This window comes from Ligaoa zhengdingensis (assembly GCF_014384885.1).
GTDB classification, from domain to species: domain Bacteria; phylum Bacillota; class Clostridia; order Oscillospirales; family Ruminococcaceae; genus Ligaoa; species Ligaoa zhengdingensis.
Genome location: NZ_JACRST010000008.1, coordinates 1 through 14501, shown reverse-complemented (window position 1 = coordinate 14501; position 14501 = coordinate 1). Strand labels below are relative to the sequence as shown.

Genomic DNA, 14501 nt, shown 5'->3' with positions numbered 1-14501 from the left:
TATGCTTGTAACAGAGTGAAGAAGGGCGGAGGTCGATGACAGATGACAGGCTGGGAGGAACGCAGGCAGACAAAGGCACGGGCGGCGCGGGAGCGCAGCCGGGGAACAGGCCGTGGGGAGCGGTTGCAGCAGGATGCCGTGCTGTCCGCCATGCTCGCGCAGATTACGGTGTGTTTGATCCTGTTGGCGCTGGCTTGGTGCATCAAGCTGTCCGGTCTGCCATTTTACGAAAGTGCGAGGCAGGCGGCGGGGGAGGTGCTGGGACGCGAGCTCAACCTCGGATTTGTCGATGCGATGCTGGCACAGTGGAATTTGCAGCTTCCGGTTTGGTCGCCGGAGGAAAGCCCAGCCCAGCCAGAGTCGCTCCCTGCTTCCTCCTCCTCCGAACAGATTGAGCTGCCGGAAGAGGAAGTTTCCGCGGGGGGGATCATCGATGAAGAGTTGGCCGGGTACATCGAACAGTATCTGCCGCAGCCCCATGCTGAAGATGAGCTGAAGGACGAAGGAAGCGGCCCATCTGATGAACAACAGCCGCCTGGGGAGCTCTCCATCGATCCGGCTCCACAGGCTCAGACAGGCCAGGGTGGGGGAATCAACCCCATCCGGCTGATTCGGTCGGAAAAGAAGGTGAGCGCGCCGGACTCGGCGACGCTCGCGCCTTTTTTTATAACAGACAAGCCCTGCCTGCCGGTTGCACGAGGTACACTGACCTGCCGGTTCGGTTACCGTATCCATCCGATCACCGGAAAGGATGACTTCCATACTGGGGTGGATATCGCTGCGGCGGGAGGAACCCCCATCTCAGCCGTGTTGCCTGGGACGGTCAGCGAGGTGGGCTCCTCCGCCATCTACGGCAAATATATCGTCATCCGCCACAGCAAGACTCTGGAAACCGCCTACTGCCATTGCAGTGAAATTCTGGCGCCAGAGGGCGCCAACGTGCGCAAACGGGAGGTGATCGCGAAGGTGGGCAGCACGGGAATGTCGACCGGCAACCATGTGCATTTGGAATTTCGGGTAAACGGCTTGCAGGCGAATCCAGCCTGGGTGTACGATGAATTTTAAGCTGTTTGGTGCGACGGTGACAGTCAGCTACCCCTTTTTGGCGGTGCTCACCGTATTTTTTACATTGGACCGGACCGGGCTCGGCGGCCAGATGTTTTGCGCCGCCCTTCTGCATGAGCTGGGCCATCTGGTGGTGATGTACCGCTTTGGCCAGGCGCCGCGCAGTATCGATTTTGTGTCGTTCGGCATCCGCATCCAAAAGCGGCCGAGCACAGCGGTCTCCTACGGTAAGGAAATCGCCATCTATTTGGCCGGTCCACTGGTCAACCTGATGACAGCGGGCGTGCTGCTCTGTTTGGCGGGTGGGAGGTTTACACAGCTTTCCCTGATCCATCTCTTGATGGGGCTTTACAACCTCCTGCCGATCGGTGCATTGGATGGCGGAATGATTGTGCGCAATCTGGCGAGTTGCTTTTCCGACCCGCGCCGCGCAGAGAAAATCTGCCGTACCGTTTCGCTTCTGTTTTTGATTCCGCTGGCGGCGGCGGGCATCCTGCTGGGGTTACGGGGGCAGGCCAACATAACCCTGGCGGTGACTTTGATTTATCTCGCCTTTACGATATTTAGCAGCCGGCACTGACAGAGGGAGGTCCGGTTATTTGCTGGGCATGACAACGGAATATTTCTGTAGGATAGAGGCACAGTGTAATCGCTGCGCCTCTATCTTTATCATCATGAGCTTGACGGTATGAAAAGTTGGTGATACAATGGAAACAAAAAAGAAATGGAATGTTTCCAACATGAAGAGTAAAATTATAGAAGAGTCCATAAAGAGCTTACAGGCGGAAGGCCTGCGGTTTTCTGTAGATACTCTGGCTGAAAGGATGAAAATTTCAAAGAAAACAGTTTATAAGTACTTTTCGACCAAAGAAGCGCTTGCCTATGCAATCTATGAAAAGTTTTATACTGATTTAAAGGGGGAGATAGAAAAAATTATTCAGGCGGGTACTCCGAAGATAGCGGAAGAGCTATTACTGCGCTATTTCAGCTCCGCCAAAATGGTTCGCAAAGAGATTTTCAACAAGTATTGTTTGAACAATAAGATTGGGGATTTTGCAGTACAGGGCCATTTGGATGTTTGGGATACAATAAAACCCTATGTTTGTGGTAGCATGAACGATGACGAGGCTGGAATGTATCAATTGATTATAGATGGGGCGTTTGACAAAGCGATCGCTTGCAGCGCTGATTCTGCAATAATAGTTAGAATGTTGAGGCAAATAAAATGATAGTTGATATTTTAAGAGTATTCGCGATCGTATGTATTGCATTTGTTGTCGGCAAAATTGTGGCAAAAATCAAATTGCCGGCCATTCTTGGCTGGCTGATCACAGGCGTCGTATTCGGTCCATATCTTGTTGAAATTATAACTTTCGATATAATGGACGCAAATTGGTATAAAATTGCCATGAAGGCGTTTGAGTGTTTTGCTGGCGTTATGATTGGCAAGGAAATTGTTTTTAAAAAATTTGCAAAGACAGGAAAACAGATCATAGGAATTACCTTTGTGCAATCCATCAGCACTTTTTTATTTGTTTCGTTGGTATTTGCGCTGGTATTCTTCTGGATGGATATTCCCATATACTTGGCGTTTGTATTCGGCGGGATCGCCTTGGCGACCGCACCTGTCCCGGCGCTTTCTATTGTGAACGAATACCACACAAGCGGTCCAGTTACCAAAACGCTCATCCCTTTGGCGGCAATTGACGATGTCATAGGCGTTGCTGTGTTTTTTACCGTCATTTCCATCATCGGTTCCGCAATGGGTACTGGATCAGAATCGGTGTTCGTCATCGTTGCTTCTGTATGTTTTCCGTTTATCATCGGAATCGGTGTTGGATTGATTGCATCGATGATCATCAAAAAAGTAAAGAATGCAAAGATAAACTTTGCTTTGCTGCTGTTCTTCCTTTGTGTTTCCACAGCGATAGGGGTTCTAGTCGATATATTCTTGTTTCATTCATTTAGGCTGAATGATATCCTGATCGGTATGGCGTTCAGCGCTACGTTGGTCAACCTGATACCGGAAGAAAAAACAGAAGAGATATTTAAAAAGTATGACGGAATCCTGAATTTGTCCCTCGTCTTGGTCATTGTCAATTTGGGAGTGCCGCTTGACTATCGTTTAATTGCTGGAGCTGGCGTGTTTACTGTTGTCTATATCCTTTCCCGCGCGATGGGGAAAATCGGAGGCGCCTATATTGGAGGGAAAATAACAAAAGCTCTGCCCACGGTTACAAAATATCTCGGTTTTGCCCTTCTGCCTCATTCGGGCGTTTCTCTCGTATTCACAGGAATTGCAGCGGTTACATTAAATGGGATCGACCCGAATCTTTCCTCCATTGTACAGGGGACGATCGTAGCAGCCGCTATTATCAACGAGGTTATCGCAGTGATTATAGCCAAATATGCTTTTATATGGGCTGATGAAATCGGACAATAGTAACATAGGCGGCAAGAAAAATTTCTTGCCGCCTATGTTATTCATGAATGTAGGGCGGAAAAGAACGCAGTCACCTGCGCTCCGCCGCCGGGCCGATTGGCGGCCTGAAGATATCCGCCGTGTTTTTCGCAGAGTACACGGGCGATGTGCAATCCAAGGCCGAAATGCTCGCTGTCGCGCGCCTCTTTTTCCGCGCGATAGTAGGCGTCTGCGGCGTGCGAAAGTGCGTCTTGGGAAAAGCCGTGTCCATCGTCGCAGACGGTGAGCACAAGTCGATCCTTTTGAAGAGATAGAGAAACCTGAACCGAGCTGGTACAATAGCGAACCGCATTGGAAACGAGATTTTCAAACACCTCCGAGAGAAAAGCGGAATCGACGGTGAAGTTGCCGGAATCCCGACAGGATAGGGAAAAGGCGCGATCACGGCAGAGCATCTTTCCGGAGTATTCCAGATGTTCTACCAATACTGAAAGGTCGACAGGCAGGGGGGCCGGTTCGCGTTCCTCCAACCGCTGGATGGAGCTCATGCTTTGAATATAGCGCTCCAATCGGGCGATATGGTGATCCATTGTGTGCAGTGTGGTGAGAATTTTGTCTTCCGACAGGCGGCCTGAGGGATAGTATTGCAGCAAAAAGTCGTTGTAACCGCGCAAAATAGTCATCGGAGTTCGCAGGTCATGGGAGAAGGCGGCGTTGATTTGGCGTCGCTCTTCCATTGTCCGCCACATCGCGCGGTTGTTTTGTTCGAGTGCGGCGCGCATCCGTTCAAAGGACTGTGCGAGCCGATCCAATTCGTTGCGGCCTTCGGTGGAGATCGAAAAATCCAGATCATTTCGGGCGATCCGTCGGGCTGCATCGTCCAGCAATTGGAGCGGATGTTTTAATTTGCGGCGATAAAACAATAGGCTTGATGAAACGATGCAAATGATAAAGATAAGAGGCACCCCAAAGGTGGTCGCCCAGTCGCAGAAGCGATAGAGGAAGAGGTCCTGTGAACTAAAATAGTCGGTCAACGACTGGATTCCGATCAGAATAGTACCTTCCTGAATCACCTGACCGTCCACCAGGATACTGCCGCGGCGGTAGATTTCCTCCCCATACAGGGCCTGATACTTCTCGTTCAATTGGTCTTGCAGAAGGGAAGTGAAGAAACCCAATCCAGCAGATAGCATCAGCGCGATCAAAAGGCAGGACGTTACATAAAGGGCAAAACTCCATTTGAGGGAGATGTTCTGGATAAGGTGCGGGCGCGTTTTTATTTGATCCACTTATATCCCACCCCCCAAACGGTTTCGATCGGAGACTGTGCGCCCATCGCCGTCAGTTTGGCACGGATACGCTTGATGTGTTCAGCGACCACTGTGCTGCTTCCCTCGCTGTCGTATCCCCAAAGGTGCTCATAGATGCGTTCTTTATCAAAGATTTGGCCCCGATGTCGGGATAGAAATTCTAAAATCTCGAATTCTTTTTTGGTAAGATTCACCCGTCGGCCACAGAAAAAGGCCTCATGAGCGGTGTAATCGATTGTCAGGTCGTCCGCAAACCGGATCTGCGCCGGCTGCATCCCTCTTGCTTCACGCCGCAAATGGGCTGCTACACGTGCGCCCAGTTCATCGATGGAAAAGGGCTTGGTCACATAATCGTCGCCGCCAGCAGTAAACGCGGTGATTTTGTCTGCATCCTCCACCCTCGCGGTGAGAAACAGGATAGGACAGGAAATAAAGGGGCGAATTTTTGAGCAAACGGCGATTCCATCCATTCCCGGCATATTGATGTCCAACAGGATGATCTCCGGTTGGTGCTCCACTTGCTGGATAGCCTCTTCTGCTGTGATCGCTGTAAATACAAGGTAGCCGTTTATCTCAAAATAATCGCGCAAAAGTGCGACAACATCGGGTTCGTCATCTACAATTAATATTTTATGCTGCATACTCAGATCACCTCTTTTTCAGGATAGCAAAAAAATATAAATATTTCATCTATTGGGGATGGAATAAATTTAATTTTTAGGCGAAAAGGCTTGCATTTTGATCTAGGATGTGGTAAGATAATTGAGCGGGATTTGCTGAATTCCGTGTGAGTTCTGGGTATAGCGCAGATTGGTAGCGCGCTACCTTGGGGTGGTAGAGGCCGTGGGTTCAAATCCCGCTACTCAGACCAAAAAGTCATCAGTCTTTGACTGATGACTTTTTCTTTTGTTTTAGTCCTATGATATACTCCGACTAAAAAGGTCGCCAGCACAGCTGGCGGCCTTTTACATCTGTATCTCTGGGAATTTACTTGATGCTTACGTGAACCTATAGGGATCGGAGCATATCCCACAAGCGCTAAAAAATAGGGGTTGGAAATGTAGAGTGAGACTACATCTTGACAAGAAAAAATAACAACAAGATCTATCAATTAGTCGTCAAATTCTTTTTCACTTTGGTAAATCGTACCGCTTATGGTGTCGATTTCGTACTCATATTCGGTTCGGCCGACCTCGAATTCGACTTCATAGACCATCTGCCCGTCATCTCGGTCCAATTTGCACTGCATCTGGGTCGCGTCCTTAGAAGAGATGCCCGCATGGCTTAAAGCAATCGATTTGGCTTTCTGCTCGCCGATATAGCTGGTACTGGAGGAGTTCTTGCTGGAGGGCGGAGTATACGATTCGACATCGTAATCATAGCTGAGGATCGTGCCGCTTTCGGCGTCGATCTCGTAATCATACTCGGTGTTGCCTTTGAAAAACTCCACATCGTATTCAGCCCGGCCGTCGTCGTAATCCAGTTTGCAGCCGAGGAAGGTCACCGCTGACTCCTCGATCCCGGCGTGGTTCAGTGCGATGGATTTCGCTTTACGCTCACCGATGTAGTTGTTGGAGTTAGCGGAAGATGTCGGCTGAGTGGTTTCAGTAAAGCTGGGGCGGAGTTGCGCGGTGACATTTTTTTCTTTGTCGGATGCATCGCGAGAGATTTTAACGTTGACCGGTTTGGCGTACTGGACGGCAAATGCACCGGCGCTTATTGAGCAGAACAGTGTGACAGCCAACAACAGGAAAACGATGCGCTTTGTCAAAGCACTTTTATGGCAGATGTTTTTCATAAGAAATTTCCTCCAATCTTATTTTGCCTTTCTAACTTTCGCCTCAACGGCCGATAGGTTCCGCTTCCCAGCTTCGGATTGCGCCGCTATAAGCGTCGATTTCAAATTCATATTCCATGCCGTCATAGAGGATCTTGCCTTCGTATTCCATCCGGCCGTCGTCATGGTCTACCTCAAATTCCAAGATGTCGTTTGCAGTGGCCCCTGGAACCTGAGAGAGTGCAAGCTCCTTGGCTTTCTGTTCCGAAATGGTTTTGCCGGATGAAGGTGCGGTGTAATCTTCCGCGTCGTAGTCGTAAGAGATAATCTCGCCGGTGCGGGCGTCAATTTCATAGTCGTACTCCTTGTAATCTTTGGTGTAGAACTCCACTTCATACATCTGATATCCATCATCGTAGTCCAGCGCGCTTTTTACAAAGGTGACGTCCGCTTCTTTCAGCCCGGCATGGGACAGAGCGATCTCCTTAGCCCTCTTTTCGGTGATAATTTCACCGGAAGCAGTGGAGGATGCCTGTGAAGATTGCGACGGGGCGGTAAAGTGATCCACGTCGGTCTCCGGATGGCCTTCCTCTACACTGGAAGAGCTGCTCTTGCTGTCATCGCCCCCTTGTGGGATATCCGAAGCAGATTCCTCAATAATGAGGCCTGTCATGGCGTCAATATCGAACTGATAGGGTTGCCCATCTGCGGTGAATTCTACCCGGTAATAATCCACCCCGTTGCGGGTTCCCGCTGTAGCGGCAGTAAACTCCACCTCCGAGGCAGTCAGACCGGCCTGCTCCAGCGCTTTGATCTTCGCCGCCTCCAAGTCGATATGGGCTAATGCAGTCTGTTGGGCAGAACAGCCAGCCAGCAGAGCCAGGGATACGGCGAGGGCGGATAGTCTGTATTTCCATTGCATATTTCGTCACTCCTTTTTGTTTCTGAGGCCATCATAAAGGAAAAACCTGAAATGAATATGAAATTGCCAAAATTTTTTATACGAAATCGGAGAAAATCAAAAACAGACAGCCGGATTGCGCTATCATCAATCCGGCTGTCTGTTTGAAACGCCCTGTAATAATAAGGCGTAATGACGCCTCGGCATCTATATTTGGCCGGCTCCACTGCATCTTACCAGACGCAGGTTCGACAGCGCGCCTATTAAAAATTATAGCTGATCCGGCAGATGCAAAGTGAAAATACTACCCTTTCCGGGCGCACTCTTCAGCTCCATGTACCCGCCAAGAACCTGGGCGATCTGGCGCACCATCGAGAGCCCCAACCCCGCTCCGCCGCCGCTGCGGGACGGATCGGCCTGATAAAACCGCTCCCATATCTTCTCCTGCAATTCCAGCGGAATGCCGTCTCCCTCATCCCGCACCGAAAGCAATATTTCCCCTTGTTCCCGGCGGAGGAGGACCTCCACCGGTCCGTCCACTTTACCGTACTGCAACGCATTATCCACGAGGTTCACAAGCAGGCGGGACAGCAATACCGGATCGGCTTGAACCTGTATTTGCTCCGATAACTTTAGACGTAAACGGTCCTGATTGTAAGCCTTCTCCTCAAAGGTTGAGAGCACCAACTTTTTGACATCCACGGGCTCCATCCGAACAGACTCGATACCTTGATCCAGCCGCGTCATGCTCAGCAGCTGGGAGATCATCGCCGACATCTTTTCCGCTTGGCGGTGGATCATCTCGATGGTCTCCTGCCTCTCCTCTGGGGTTTCATCGAACTGTTCGGCATACTCACAGGCGCTCTTGATGACCGAAACCGGCGTGCGCAGTTCATGGGATGCATCGGCGGTAAACTGTTTTTCCGCCTCAAAGGAACGCTCCAGCCGTTCAAACATCTGGTTAAAGGTCTGGGCGAGACGGGAGAACTCGTCCCGTCCGGGCGGGAGGTCGATCCGTCCGGAGAGATCCTTCGCCTCATTGATTGCAGACGCGGTGGCAGTGATGCTGTCCAGCGGACGGAATGCCCGTTGGACGATGCGCCATCCGCCCAATGCCGCCAGCAAAGCGAAGGTCGGCAGAGAAATCAGGGCGATGCGCAGCATATTGTGGGTCACCTGCCGATGTTTGGGCGCCTCCAGCAACCCGCGCACCCAGACGCCGTTCTCCCAGTCCAGCTGCGCCCACAAATCCATGACCAGATATTCCCCATCTCCCACCTGCACCGAACGGGTAATCCCGTTCTGAAAGGGTTCCTGAGCGGTGAACGAAAGGGGAAGCTGTCCTGCCAGGAGCGCTTCACTTTGGCTGTAGATCAGGAGGGAAACGCCGTTTTGATAGAACTTGAAATCGTCTGCAAAAACCAGCCGGTCCTGCTGCCGGGATATATGCTTTAAGCTGCTCTGCACCGTCTGGGTCAACTGTGACATCGCGGTCCGCCGGGTGACGGAATTGCTGATCAGCAGCATAAAAGAGAGCAGAAAAATCCCCAACAGGATGAGCAGCAGGGTGACCCATGCAGTGATCTTTGCTTTAACCGGCAGCTTCCTCATGGCGGGCCCCCCGTTTTATCCTCTTTCAGCACCCAACCAGCACCGCGTATCGTGTGGAGCAGCTTGACAGGGCCAGGGCCGTCGAGCTTTTTGCGCAGCCGGCTTATGTATACATCGATGTTGTTCGAACTGCCGGAATATTCGTAGTTCCAGATCTGGTTTTCCAGTTGTTCCCGGGACAGAACAACGCCGGGATTGCGCGCCATATATTCGAGGATGGCAAACTCCTTGGGAAGCAAGGGGATCTCCTCGCCGTCGCGGATGGCGATGCGGCGGTCGATATCCACCGTCAGGCTGCCTACGGTGAGCTGGTTGCTGCGAACCCCTGCGTTTTTGCGGGTCATCACGCGGATGCGGGCCAACAATTCGTCAAAGGCAAAGGGCTTCACCAGATAGTCGTCCGCGCCAAGGTCCAGCCCCTTCACCCGGTCCTCGACGGCATCCCGCGCGGTCAGGAATAAAACTGGGGTATTCATTCCCTTGGCGCGCAGTTTTTGAAGCAGCTCGTAGCCGTTCATTTTGGGCATCATCACATCCAGCAGGATGGCATCGTACTGCGCGCCCAGCAGATGTAGCTGCGCCTCCTCGCCGTTGTAACAGCCGTCCACAGTATAGCCCGCCTTTTTCAGCGTTTTTACAATCAGGCGGTTCATATCGCGTTCGTCCTCGACCACCAGAATCTTCATATCGGTTCACCTCCTGATATTCAGAAGACCTAAAGCATCTTTTACGCGTTTGCAATACGCAGAGTTTTGTTTGCCATATTTTCCGGCGTTTCCCTTCTGTATCAGGCCCAGCGGTTGACAGATGTGACCTATATGATACAATATGCATCATATAGAAGAAGCATCATCCTGTCAAGAGGAGGAAAAGCGCATGATCTTTTATTTCAGCGGCACGGGAAACAGTCAACTCGCAGCAAAACAGATCGCAGAGACAGTCAAGGATGAGGTCGTGCCGATTAATAAGTTCCTGAAGGAAGGGAAGAACGGTACTTTTCACTCGGAAAAGCCCTTTGTATTTGTCACCCCCACCTATGCCTGGCGGATCCCAAAGGTCGTCGAGCGGTGGATTCAGGACAGCAGCTTTGCGGGAAATCTGAACGTCTATTTTATCCTGACCTGTGGAGAAAGCTGTGGGAACGCCGCCGCCTATGCCCAAAAGCTCTGTGGTGAGAAGGGCCTGCAATTTTGCGGGCTCGCCTCGGTCGCCATGCCTGAAAATTACATTGCGATGTTCCCGTCCCCAAATGAAACAGAGTGTCGGGCGATCATAGAACGGGCGAAACCGGCCCTCGCCGCCATTGCTGCGCAGATTGAAAGAGGGGAGCCTCTGCCCGCTCCGGCGAGCTCCTTCCGGGATAAGCTGTTGAGCGGCCCGATCAATGTCCTCTATTATCCGTTATTTGTCCACGACAGGGGCTTCGCCGTTTCAGATGCCTGTGTATCCTGCGGCAGGTGTGCGCAGCGCTGTCCTCTGAATAATATCGATATGATAAATGGGAAACCGGTGTGGAAGGGCAACTGCACCCATTGTATGGCTTGTATCGCCGGGTGCCCAGTCGGGACAATTGAGTATAAGACGGCATCGAAGGGCCGGCACCGCCACTATATTATGGAAGACTAGCGTTCTATCTGCTCCAAGTTGGCGCCTGAGTGTGGCTCATAACAGAATTGGCGTGAGAAAAGAAGGGGGGCCTTTCTTAACTTGCCGTTTCCATTGCGGAAAGGATCTCCCCGATATCGGCTTCAAGGCAGATGGACTGCTGTTTTAGCTGCGTGGGGCAAGCTGCTCCGCCTGAATTGATGGAAGCATATATCGCATGATGATTTTCCTCGGTCATCCGCCAAAAAGGATATTTGATGATCACCGGCGTGTGGTAGCCCACGCCCAGTTCTAAAAACAACACCCGCGCCCCTTCATGCCTGCTGAGAAAATCCACATAGCGAGATCGGGCGGCATACCACCCTGCATTCTGCACAAAGGTGTCATCCATACGCAAATTCATGGCCATAGGGCGTCCGCATCGGGGACACTTTGGAATCAGTTCTGTGGGAATGCGCATATTCTGCTGCTCCGCTGCCATGCGGCGAATCGCACTTTCGTTGTCATAAGTCTGTTGGCAGCAGGGTTGGCTGCACTGCCACAAGCCGTAATCCCCTTGCGTATAGAAGAGCCGCTTTTTATCAAAGCCCGCCAGTTGGAATTGATGATCCACATTGGTGGTGAGAACAAAGTAGTCCTTCCCAGCCATCAGGGCCAGCAGTTGATCATAAGTTGGCTTAGGTGCTTTTTCGTACCGGTTTAACATAATTTGGCGGCTCCACCATGCCCAGTATTCCCTTGAATCCTCAAAGGGATAAAAACCACCGGAATACATATCCTGGATGCCATACTTGTCCATAAAATCCCGGAAGTTTTTCTCAAAACGTTCCCCGGAGTAGGTCAAACCCGCCGATGTAGACAGACCGGAACCCGCGCCGACCACCACGGCCTCCGCCGCGTTCAGCGCGGATTTCAGCCTTTTAATTTGCCCTGAACAGGTTTCGATAGATGTTTGCGTCAGTATCTTTGAAAACATTGAAAATAACCTTTCTGATCGAGGTCGGTGCTTGCAGGGATTTGGTGACAGTATCCACTGCAATTTCCGCTGCCTCCCGGTTGGGAAAATGAAACTCTCCTGTTGAAATACAGCAAAATGCCACGCTTTCCAGCCCTTTTTCTGCCGCCAATTCCATACAAGAACGATAGCAGGATCGCAGATTCTCGCGGTCTCGCTCAGTCACGTTGCCTTGAACAATGGGGCCGACTGTGTGAAGGATATATTTTGCCGGCAGATGATAGCCACGGGTCAGCTTGGCACGGCCAGTGGGCTCCGGGCGGCCCTGGGCCGTCATGATCCGATTGCATTCGTCACGGAGTTGGAGCCCCGCCGCTGAGTGGATCGCGTTATCGATGCAGCCGTGACAGGGACAAAAACACCCCAATAGGGTGCTGTTGGCCGCATTTACGATGGCATCCACCCGCAGCCGGGTTATGTCCCCTTGCCAGATGGCGATCTTCGGATGAGCGGGGGAAGCGAGAAGAGCGCCGCCCTCTATGATCCCTTTTTCCTCGCGCTCAGCAGAGAGCAGGGCATCCTGTACTTCCAAGAAATCTTTATGCAAGGGCATAGGGGGGCGCAGGTTCATCAGGCTGCGGAGTAACCGCCGTTGGGCAGCCTCCTCTTGTGGAATTTGTTCTGCTTGGGAACGATATTCCGGCAGCTCTTCCAGCAAAATACGATTGAGATAGCGAATCTGTTCCATTCGGTTCATGTTGGATTCCTTTCGCTGATATTGGTTGTTACAGGCTGTACTCCTGGGGCGGATTGCCGGAAAAGTCGGCAATTACCGCATGGGCCTCCTCAAGGTAGAATACTTCGAAAATGGGATTATCAGCAGTTTGATACTGGCTTCTGACAATGGGGTTTTGGATGCACATTTCTTTAACGACCCTGTTGTTTTCAAACACCGCTCTGCCGTTCAGGCGAATCCAAGCGTAACTGGGGCTGGATACGGAAACCTCGATGTAGGGGTTGGACTGCATATCCTTGTAGACATCCTTCCGGTTGTTGGTACAAAACCACAGCCTGCCATCTTTTTCTCCTGCGAACATAAAGGGGCGGCATTTGGCTCTCCCATCCCGACCCATGGTGGCCAGATACTGGACAGGGTTTTCGTTTAGAAATTTGACGACTTCATTCATAGCAGTTACCTCCGAATTGATATAAAATATGTTTTGGGACAATTCCCTTTGACATCTTCATTGTAGCAGCGCCCTTCGGCGTTGTGAAGTACGCACAATATTGTGCTGTAGTTACCACAGAGTAACAAATGGGCATTACAGCGTCTGTAGCTTCCTTGACGAATCATTGCGTTTTGAGTAAAATAAAAGATGACTTAAAAATGGAGGATGCGCGATGGAAACAAAGACGTTGCCTGCCTGTCCGGTGGAAACAACGCTGATGCTAATCAGTGACAAATGGAAAGTTCTGATCCTCCGGGACTTGATGCCGGGGACAAAACGATTTGGAGAACTGAAAAAATCCATCGGCAGCGTGAGTCAAAAAGTTTTGACCGCACAGCTGCGGGAGATGGAGCACAGCGGTTTACTTGTCCGCACTGTTTATCCTGAAGTTCCGCCTCGGGTGGAATACACCCTTACTGACCTGGGCCGCAGCCTCAAGCCGATTTTAGACGCGATGCAGAATTGGGGAGAAGAATATAAAGCAAAAGCCAATGGGAGCGTAGTGAGCCAGACTTAAAATAAATATTCAATTATTGTATAACAAATGGTGCAGCGCATATTGCGTTGCACCATTATTTTGTAGGTAAAGGGCACAATGAGCTAGAAAACGATAAAATATTTTTCTCATTTATCATTCGGAAAGGGGACAGCGTCGAGGCGAAGGATGTTGATCGGACTCTAGCTGGTGGCGAAAGTGCCTCGGCCGCAATCTTGGGCCGTGTAGCCGCTAAGAAAATCGGCCTGCATGTGGAGATTTTCGGCAAAGAGTACCTGATGAAAAAGGAGATCGGATGACCAAAATCATCCGATCTCCTTTTTTAGGGGTTAGCCGTTTTTGTGTTTTCTCTTTAAGATGGCAAATGCCGCGCTGCCGATCGCAGCCGCCAATACCAGCAGCCACGGGATCGAACGCTTCTCACTTGCCTCCGGTGTCTCCGTCTGCACGCTGATGATTGTCTCGTTCAAGCTATCCGTTTCACCAGCGGGCTCCACCGGCTTCGGCATAGCCGTTTCCATGTTGGGCATTGCTGCTGCGACATCGCCGCCCGTCTCAGGGTTAGAGGCTTCTGCCTGGCTGTTTAACGGAGCGCTCTCCGGTTTGGCGGGCTCCCCGTCAGCCATCGCAATCAGATCGGACCCATTGTAGTATACGGCGGATGCGTCGGTCACGATGCTGCTGATCAGGTGATCCTTGCCGCCGATCTCTACATTCAGTTTGACTCCCTTAGCTTTCGCTTCATCCAGAACGATTGCGGGCATCATTTCTCCATCCTCCAACTTCACGTTGATCGTGTCGCCTTCAGACGCATTCTGAATCTTCTCGCGCACGCCATCCCAGTAATCGCTGTCCGCTACCTGGCCCGTGCTGCCGCCCTTCGAGCTCGAAGGTTTGCTCGGCTTCTCAATCGACACCAGCTTCACCGCGTTCAGCTTATTGGTCATCTCTACTTCCTGTTCCAGCGTCAGCTCGTCGGACTCCAGCAGCTCCTTCGCTTCCGCGATCACGGCTTCCAGTTCCTCGATGCTCGCCGCTGTGTACTTCGTCGCGTCGATCTCCGCCTCGCGCGTCTCGATCACCTTCGCCAGGCGCACCTTCGACATCGCCACTGTGAGCGCACTCGCCTT

17 protein-coding genes and 1 tRNA gene are annotated in these 14501 nt (G+C 51.5%); 8 read left to right on the top strand and 10 right to left on the bottom strand.

Annotated elements, in window-relative coordinates; all coding sequences use genetic code 11:
- Positions 1-42 precede the first annotated feature (42 nt).
- The 4 genes from H8711_RS06860 (at position 43) to H8711_RS06845 (ending at position 3508) form a co-directional block, all read left to right on the top strand.
- Positions 43-1065: a M23 family metallopeptidase gene (locus tag H8711_RS06860; protein ID WP_249282730.1), complete on the top strand. Its 1023-nt coding sequence runs from the start codon at positions 43-45 to the stop codon at positions 1063-1065.
- Positions 1055-1645 (top strand): site-2 protease family protein, encoded by a 591-nt coding sequence (locus tag H8711_RS06855; protein WP_249282729.1) that lies wholly within the window; start codon positions 1055-1057, stop codon positions 1643-1645. Before H8711_RS06860 ends, H8711_RS06855 begins: the two co-directional genes overlap by 11 nt.
- Before the next feature lie 127 nt (positions 1646-1772).
- Positions 1773-2294 carry a TetR/AcrR family transcriptional regulator gene (locus H8711_RS06850; RefSeq protein ID WP_249282728.1) on the top strand — a complete coding sequence of 174 codons (522 nt, stop codon included), beginning with the start codon at positions 1773-1775 and terminating at the stop codon, positions 2292-2294.
- Positions 2291-3508, top strand: a complete 1218-nt coding sequence (locus H8711_RS06845; protein WP_249282727.1) for a cation:proton antiporter — start codon at positions 2291-2293, stop codon at positions 3506-3508. Before H8711_RS06850 ends, H8711_RS06845 begins: the two co-directional genes overlap by 4 nt.
- Positions 3509-3549: 41 nt before the next feature.
- Here H8711_RS06845 and H8711_RS06840 read toward each other — a convergent pair whose 3' ends face one another.
- Positions 3550-4776 carry an ATP-binding protein gene (locus tag H8711_RS06840; protein WP_249282726.1) on the bottom strand — a complete coding sequence of 409 codons (1227 nt, stop codon included), beginning with the start codon at positions 4774-4776 and terminating at the stop codon, positions 3550-3552.
- Entirely contained in the window at positions 4764-5438 is a 675-nt protein-coding gene (locus H8711_RS06835; protein ID WP_249282725.1) for a response regulator transcription factor, read from the bottom strand. The genes H8711_RS06840 and H8711_RS06835 overlap by 13 nt, the downstream gene beginning before the upstream one ends.
- A gap of 153 nt (positions 5439-5591) precedes the next feature.
- Here H8711_RS06835 and H8711_RS06830 point away from each other — a divergent pair.
- A tRNA-Pro gene (locus H8711_RS06830) sits at positions 5592-5668 on the top strand.
- 240 nt (positions 5669-5908) lie between these two features.
- Here H8711_RS06830 and H8711_RS06825 read toward each other — a convergent pair.
- The 4 genes from H8711_RS06825 to H8711_RS06810 form a co-directional block, all read right to left on the bottom strand.
- Complete coding sequence (locus H8711_RS06825) at positions 5909-6595, bottom strand: PepSY domain-containing protein (protein ID WP_249282724.1); 687 nt, start codon at positions 6593-6595, stop codon at positions 5909-5911.
- A 43-nt stretch (positions 6596-6638) separates the two neighbouring features.
- The gene (locus H8711_RS06820) at positions 6639-7496 is read right to left on the bottom strand and encodes a PepSY domain-containing protein (protein ID WP_249282723.1); all 858 of its coding nucleotides are present in this window, start codon (positions 7494-7496) and stop codon (positions 6639-6641) included.
- Positions 7497-7745: 249 nt separating this feature from the next.
- Positions 7746-9086, bottom strand: a complete 1341-nt coding sequence (locus tag H8711_RS06815) for a sensor histidine kinase (protein WP_249282722.1) — start codon at positions 9084-9086, stop codon at positions 7746-7748.
- The gene (locus tag H8711_RS06810; protein ID WP_249282721.1) at positions 9083-9772 is read right to left on the bottom strand and encodes a response regulator transcription factor; all 690 of its coding nucleotides are present in this window, start codon (positions 9770-9772) and stop codon (positions 9083-9085) included. The genes H8711_RS06815 and H8711_RS06810 overlap by 4 nt, the downstream gene beginning before the upstream one ends.
- A gap of 190 nt (positions 9773-9962) precedes the next feature.
- Here H8711_RS06810 and H8711_RS06805 point away from each other — a divergent pair, with 190 nt between their 5' ends.
- On the top strand, positions 9963-10712 hold the full coding sequence (locus H8711_RS06805) for an EFR1 family ferrodoxin (protein ID WP_249282720.1): 750 nt from the start codon (positions 9963-9965) through the stop codon (positions 10710-10712).
- A 76-nt stretch (positions 10713-10788) separates the two neighbouring features.
- On the opposite strand, the gene H8711_RS06800 is transcribed toward H8711_RS06805, so the two are convergent.
- Genes H8711_RS06800 through H8711_RS06790 form a run of 3 tightly spaced genes read right to left on the bottom strand, consistent with a single transcriptional unit; the run spans position 10789 to position 12833 of the window.
- Entirely contained in the window at positions 10789-11667 is an 879-nt protein-coding gene (locus H8711_RS06800) for an SIR2 family NAD-dependent protein deacylase (protein ID WP_249282719.1), read from the bottom strand.
- Positions 11612-12403: a protein-ADP-ribose hydrolase gene (locus H8711_RS06795; protein WP_249282718.1), complete on the bottom strand. Its 792-nt coding sequence runs from the start codon at positions 12401-12403 to the stop codon at positions 11612-11614. Before H8711_RS06795 ends, H8711_RS06800 begins: the two co-directional genes overlap by 56 nt.
- Positions 12404-12431: 28 nt before the next feature.
- A complete protein-coding gene (locus H8711_RS06790; RefSeq protein WP_249282717.1) occupies positions 12432-12833 on the bottom strand; it encodes a pyridoxamine 5'-phosphate oxidase family protein in 402 nt (133 codons plus the stop codon).
- A gap of 214 nt (positions 12834-13047) precedes the next feature.
- On the opposite strand from H8711_RS06790, the gene H8711_RS06785 reads away from it, so the two are divergent.
- Together H8711_RS06785 and H8711_RS06780 are read left to right on the top strand one after the other, a co-directional pair.
- Positions 13048-13392 carry a winged helix-turn-helix transcriptional regulator gene (locus H8711_RS06785; RefSeq protein WP_249282716.1) on the top strand — a complete coding sequence of 115 codons (345 nt, stop codon included), beginning with the start codon at positions 13048-13050 and terminating at the stop codon, positions 13390-13392.
- Positions 13393-13439: 47 nt separating this feature from the next.
- Positions 13440-13670 carry a hypothetical protein gene (locus tag H8711_RS06780; protein WP_249282715.1) on the top strand — a complete coding sequence of 77 codons (231 nt, stop codon included), beginning with the start codon at positions 13440-13442 and terminating at the stop codon, positions 13668-13670.
- 30 nt (positions 13671-13700) lie between these two features.
- On the opposite strand, the gene H8711_RS06775 is transcribed toward H8711_RS06780, so the two are convergent.
- On the bottom strand, positions 13701-14501 hold an 801-nt coding region (locus H8711_RS06775), incomplete at its 5' end, for a hypothetical protein (protein ID WP_249282714.1).

Excerpts from the sequence above, each read along its gene's own strand:
- H8711_RS06855 (WP_249282729.1), top strand. The coding sequence starts at position 1,055 with ATGAATTTTAAGCTGTTTGGTGCGACGGTGACAGTCAGCTACCCCTTT.
- H8711_RS06800 (WP_249282719.1), bottom strand. The coding sequence starts at position 11,667 with ATGTTTTCAAAGATACTGACGCAAACATCTATCGAAACCTGTTCAGGG.
- H8711_RS06825 (WP_249282724.1), bottom strand. The coding sequence starts at position 6,595 with ATGAAAAACATCTGCCATAAAAGTGCTTTGACAAAGCGCATCGTTTTC.
- H8711_RS06850 (WP_249282728.1), top strand. The coding sequence starts at position 1,773 with ATGGAAACAAAAAAGAAATGGAATGTTTCCAACATGAAGAGTAAAATT.
- H8711_RS06810 (WP_249282721.1), bottom strand. The coding sequence starts at position 9,772 with ATGAAGATTCTGGTGGTCGAGGACGAACGCGATATGAACCGCCTGATT.
- H8711_RS06815 (WP_249282722.1), bottom strand. The coding sequence starts at position 9,086 with ATGAGGAAGCTGCCGGTTAAAGCAAAGATCACTGCATGGGTCACCCTG.
- H8711_RS06845 (WP_249282727.1), top strand. The coding sequence starts at position 2,291 with ATGATAGTTGATATTTTAAGAGTATTCGCGATCGTATGTATTGCATTT.
- H8711_RS06835 (WP_249282725.1), bottom strand. The coding sequence starts at position 5,438 with ATGCAGCATAAAATATTAATTGTAGATGACGAACCCGATGTTGTCGCA.
- H8711_RS06785 (WP_249282716.1), top strand. The coding sequence starts at position 13,048 with ATGGAAACAAAGACGTTGCCTGCCTGTCCGGTGGAAACAACGCTGATG.
- H8711_RS06805 (WP_249282720.1), top strand. The coding sequence starts at position 9,963 with ATGATCTTTTATTTCAGCGGCACGGGAAACAGTCAACTCGCAGCAAAA.
- H8711_RS06790 (WP_249282717.1), bottom strand. The coding sequence starts at position 12,833 with ATGAATGAAGTCGTCAAATTTCTAAACGAAAACCCTGTCCAGTATCTG.
- H8711_RS06795 (WP_249282718.1), bottom strand. The coding sequence starts at position 12,403 with ATGAACCGAATGGAACAGATTCGCTATCTCAATCGTATTTTGCTGGAA.
- H8711_RS06820 (WP_249282723.1), bottom strand. The coding sequence starts at position 7,496 with ATGCAATGGAAATACAGACTATCCGCCCTCGCCGTATCCCTGGCTCTG.
- H8711_RS06860 (WP_249282730.1), top strand. The coding sequence starts at position 43 with ATGACAGGCTGGGAGGAACGCAGGCAGACAAAGGCACGGGCGGCGCGG.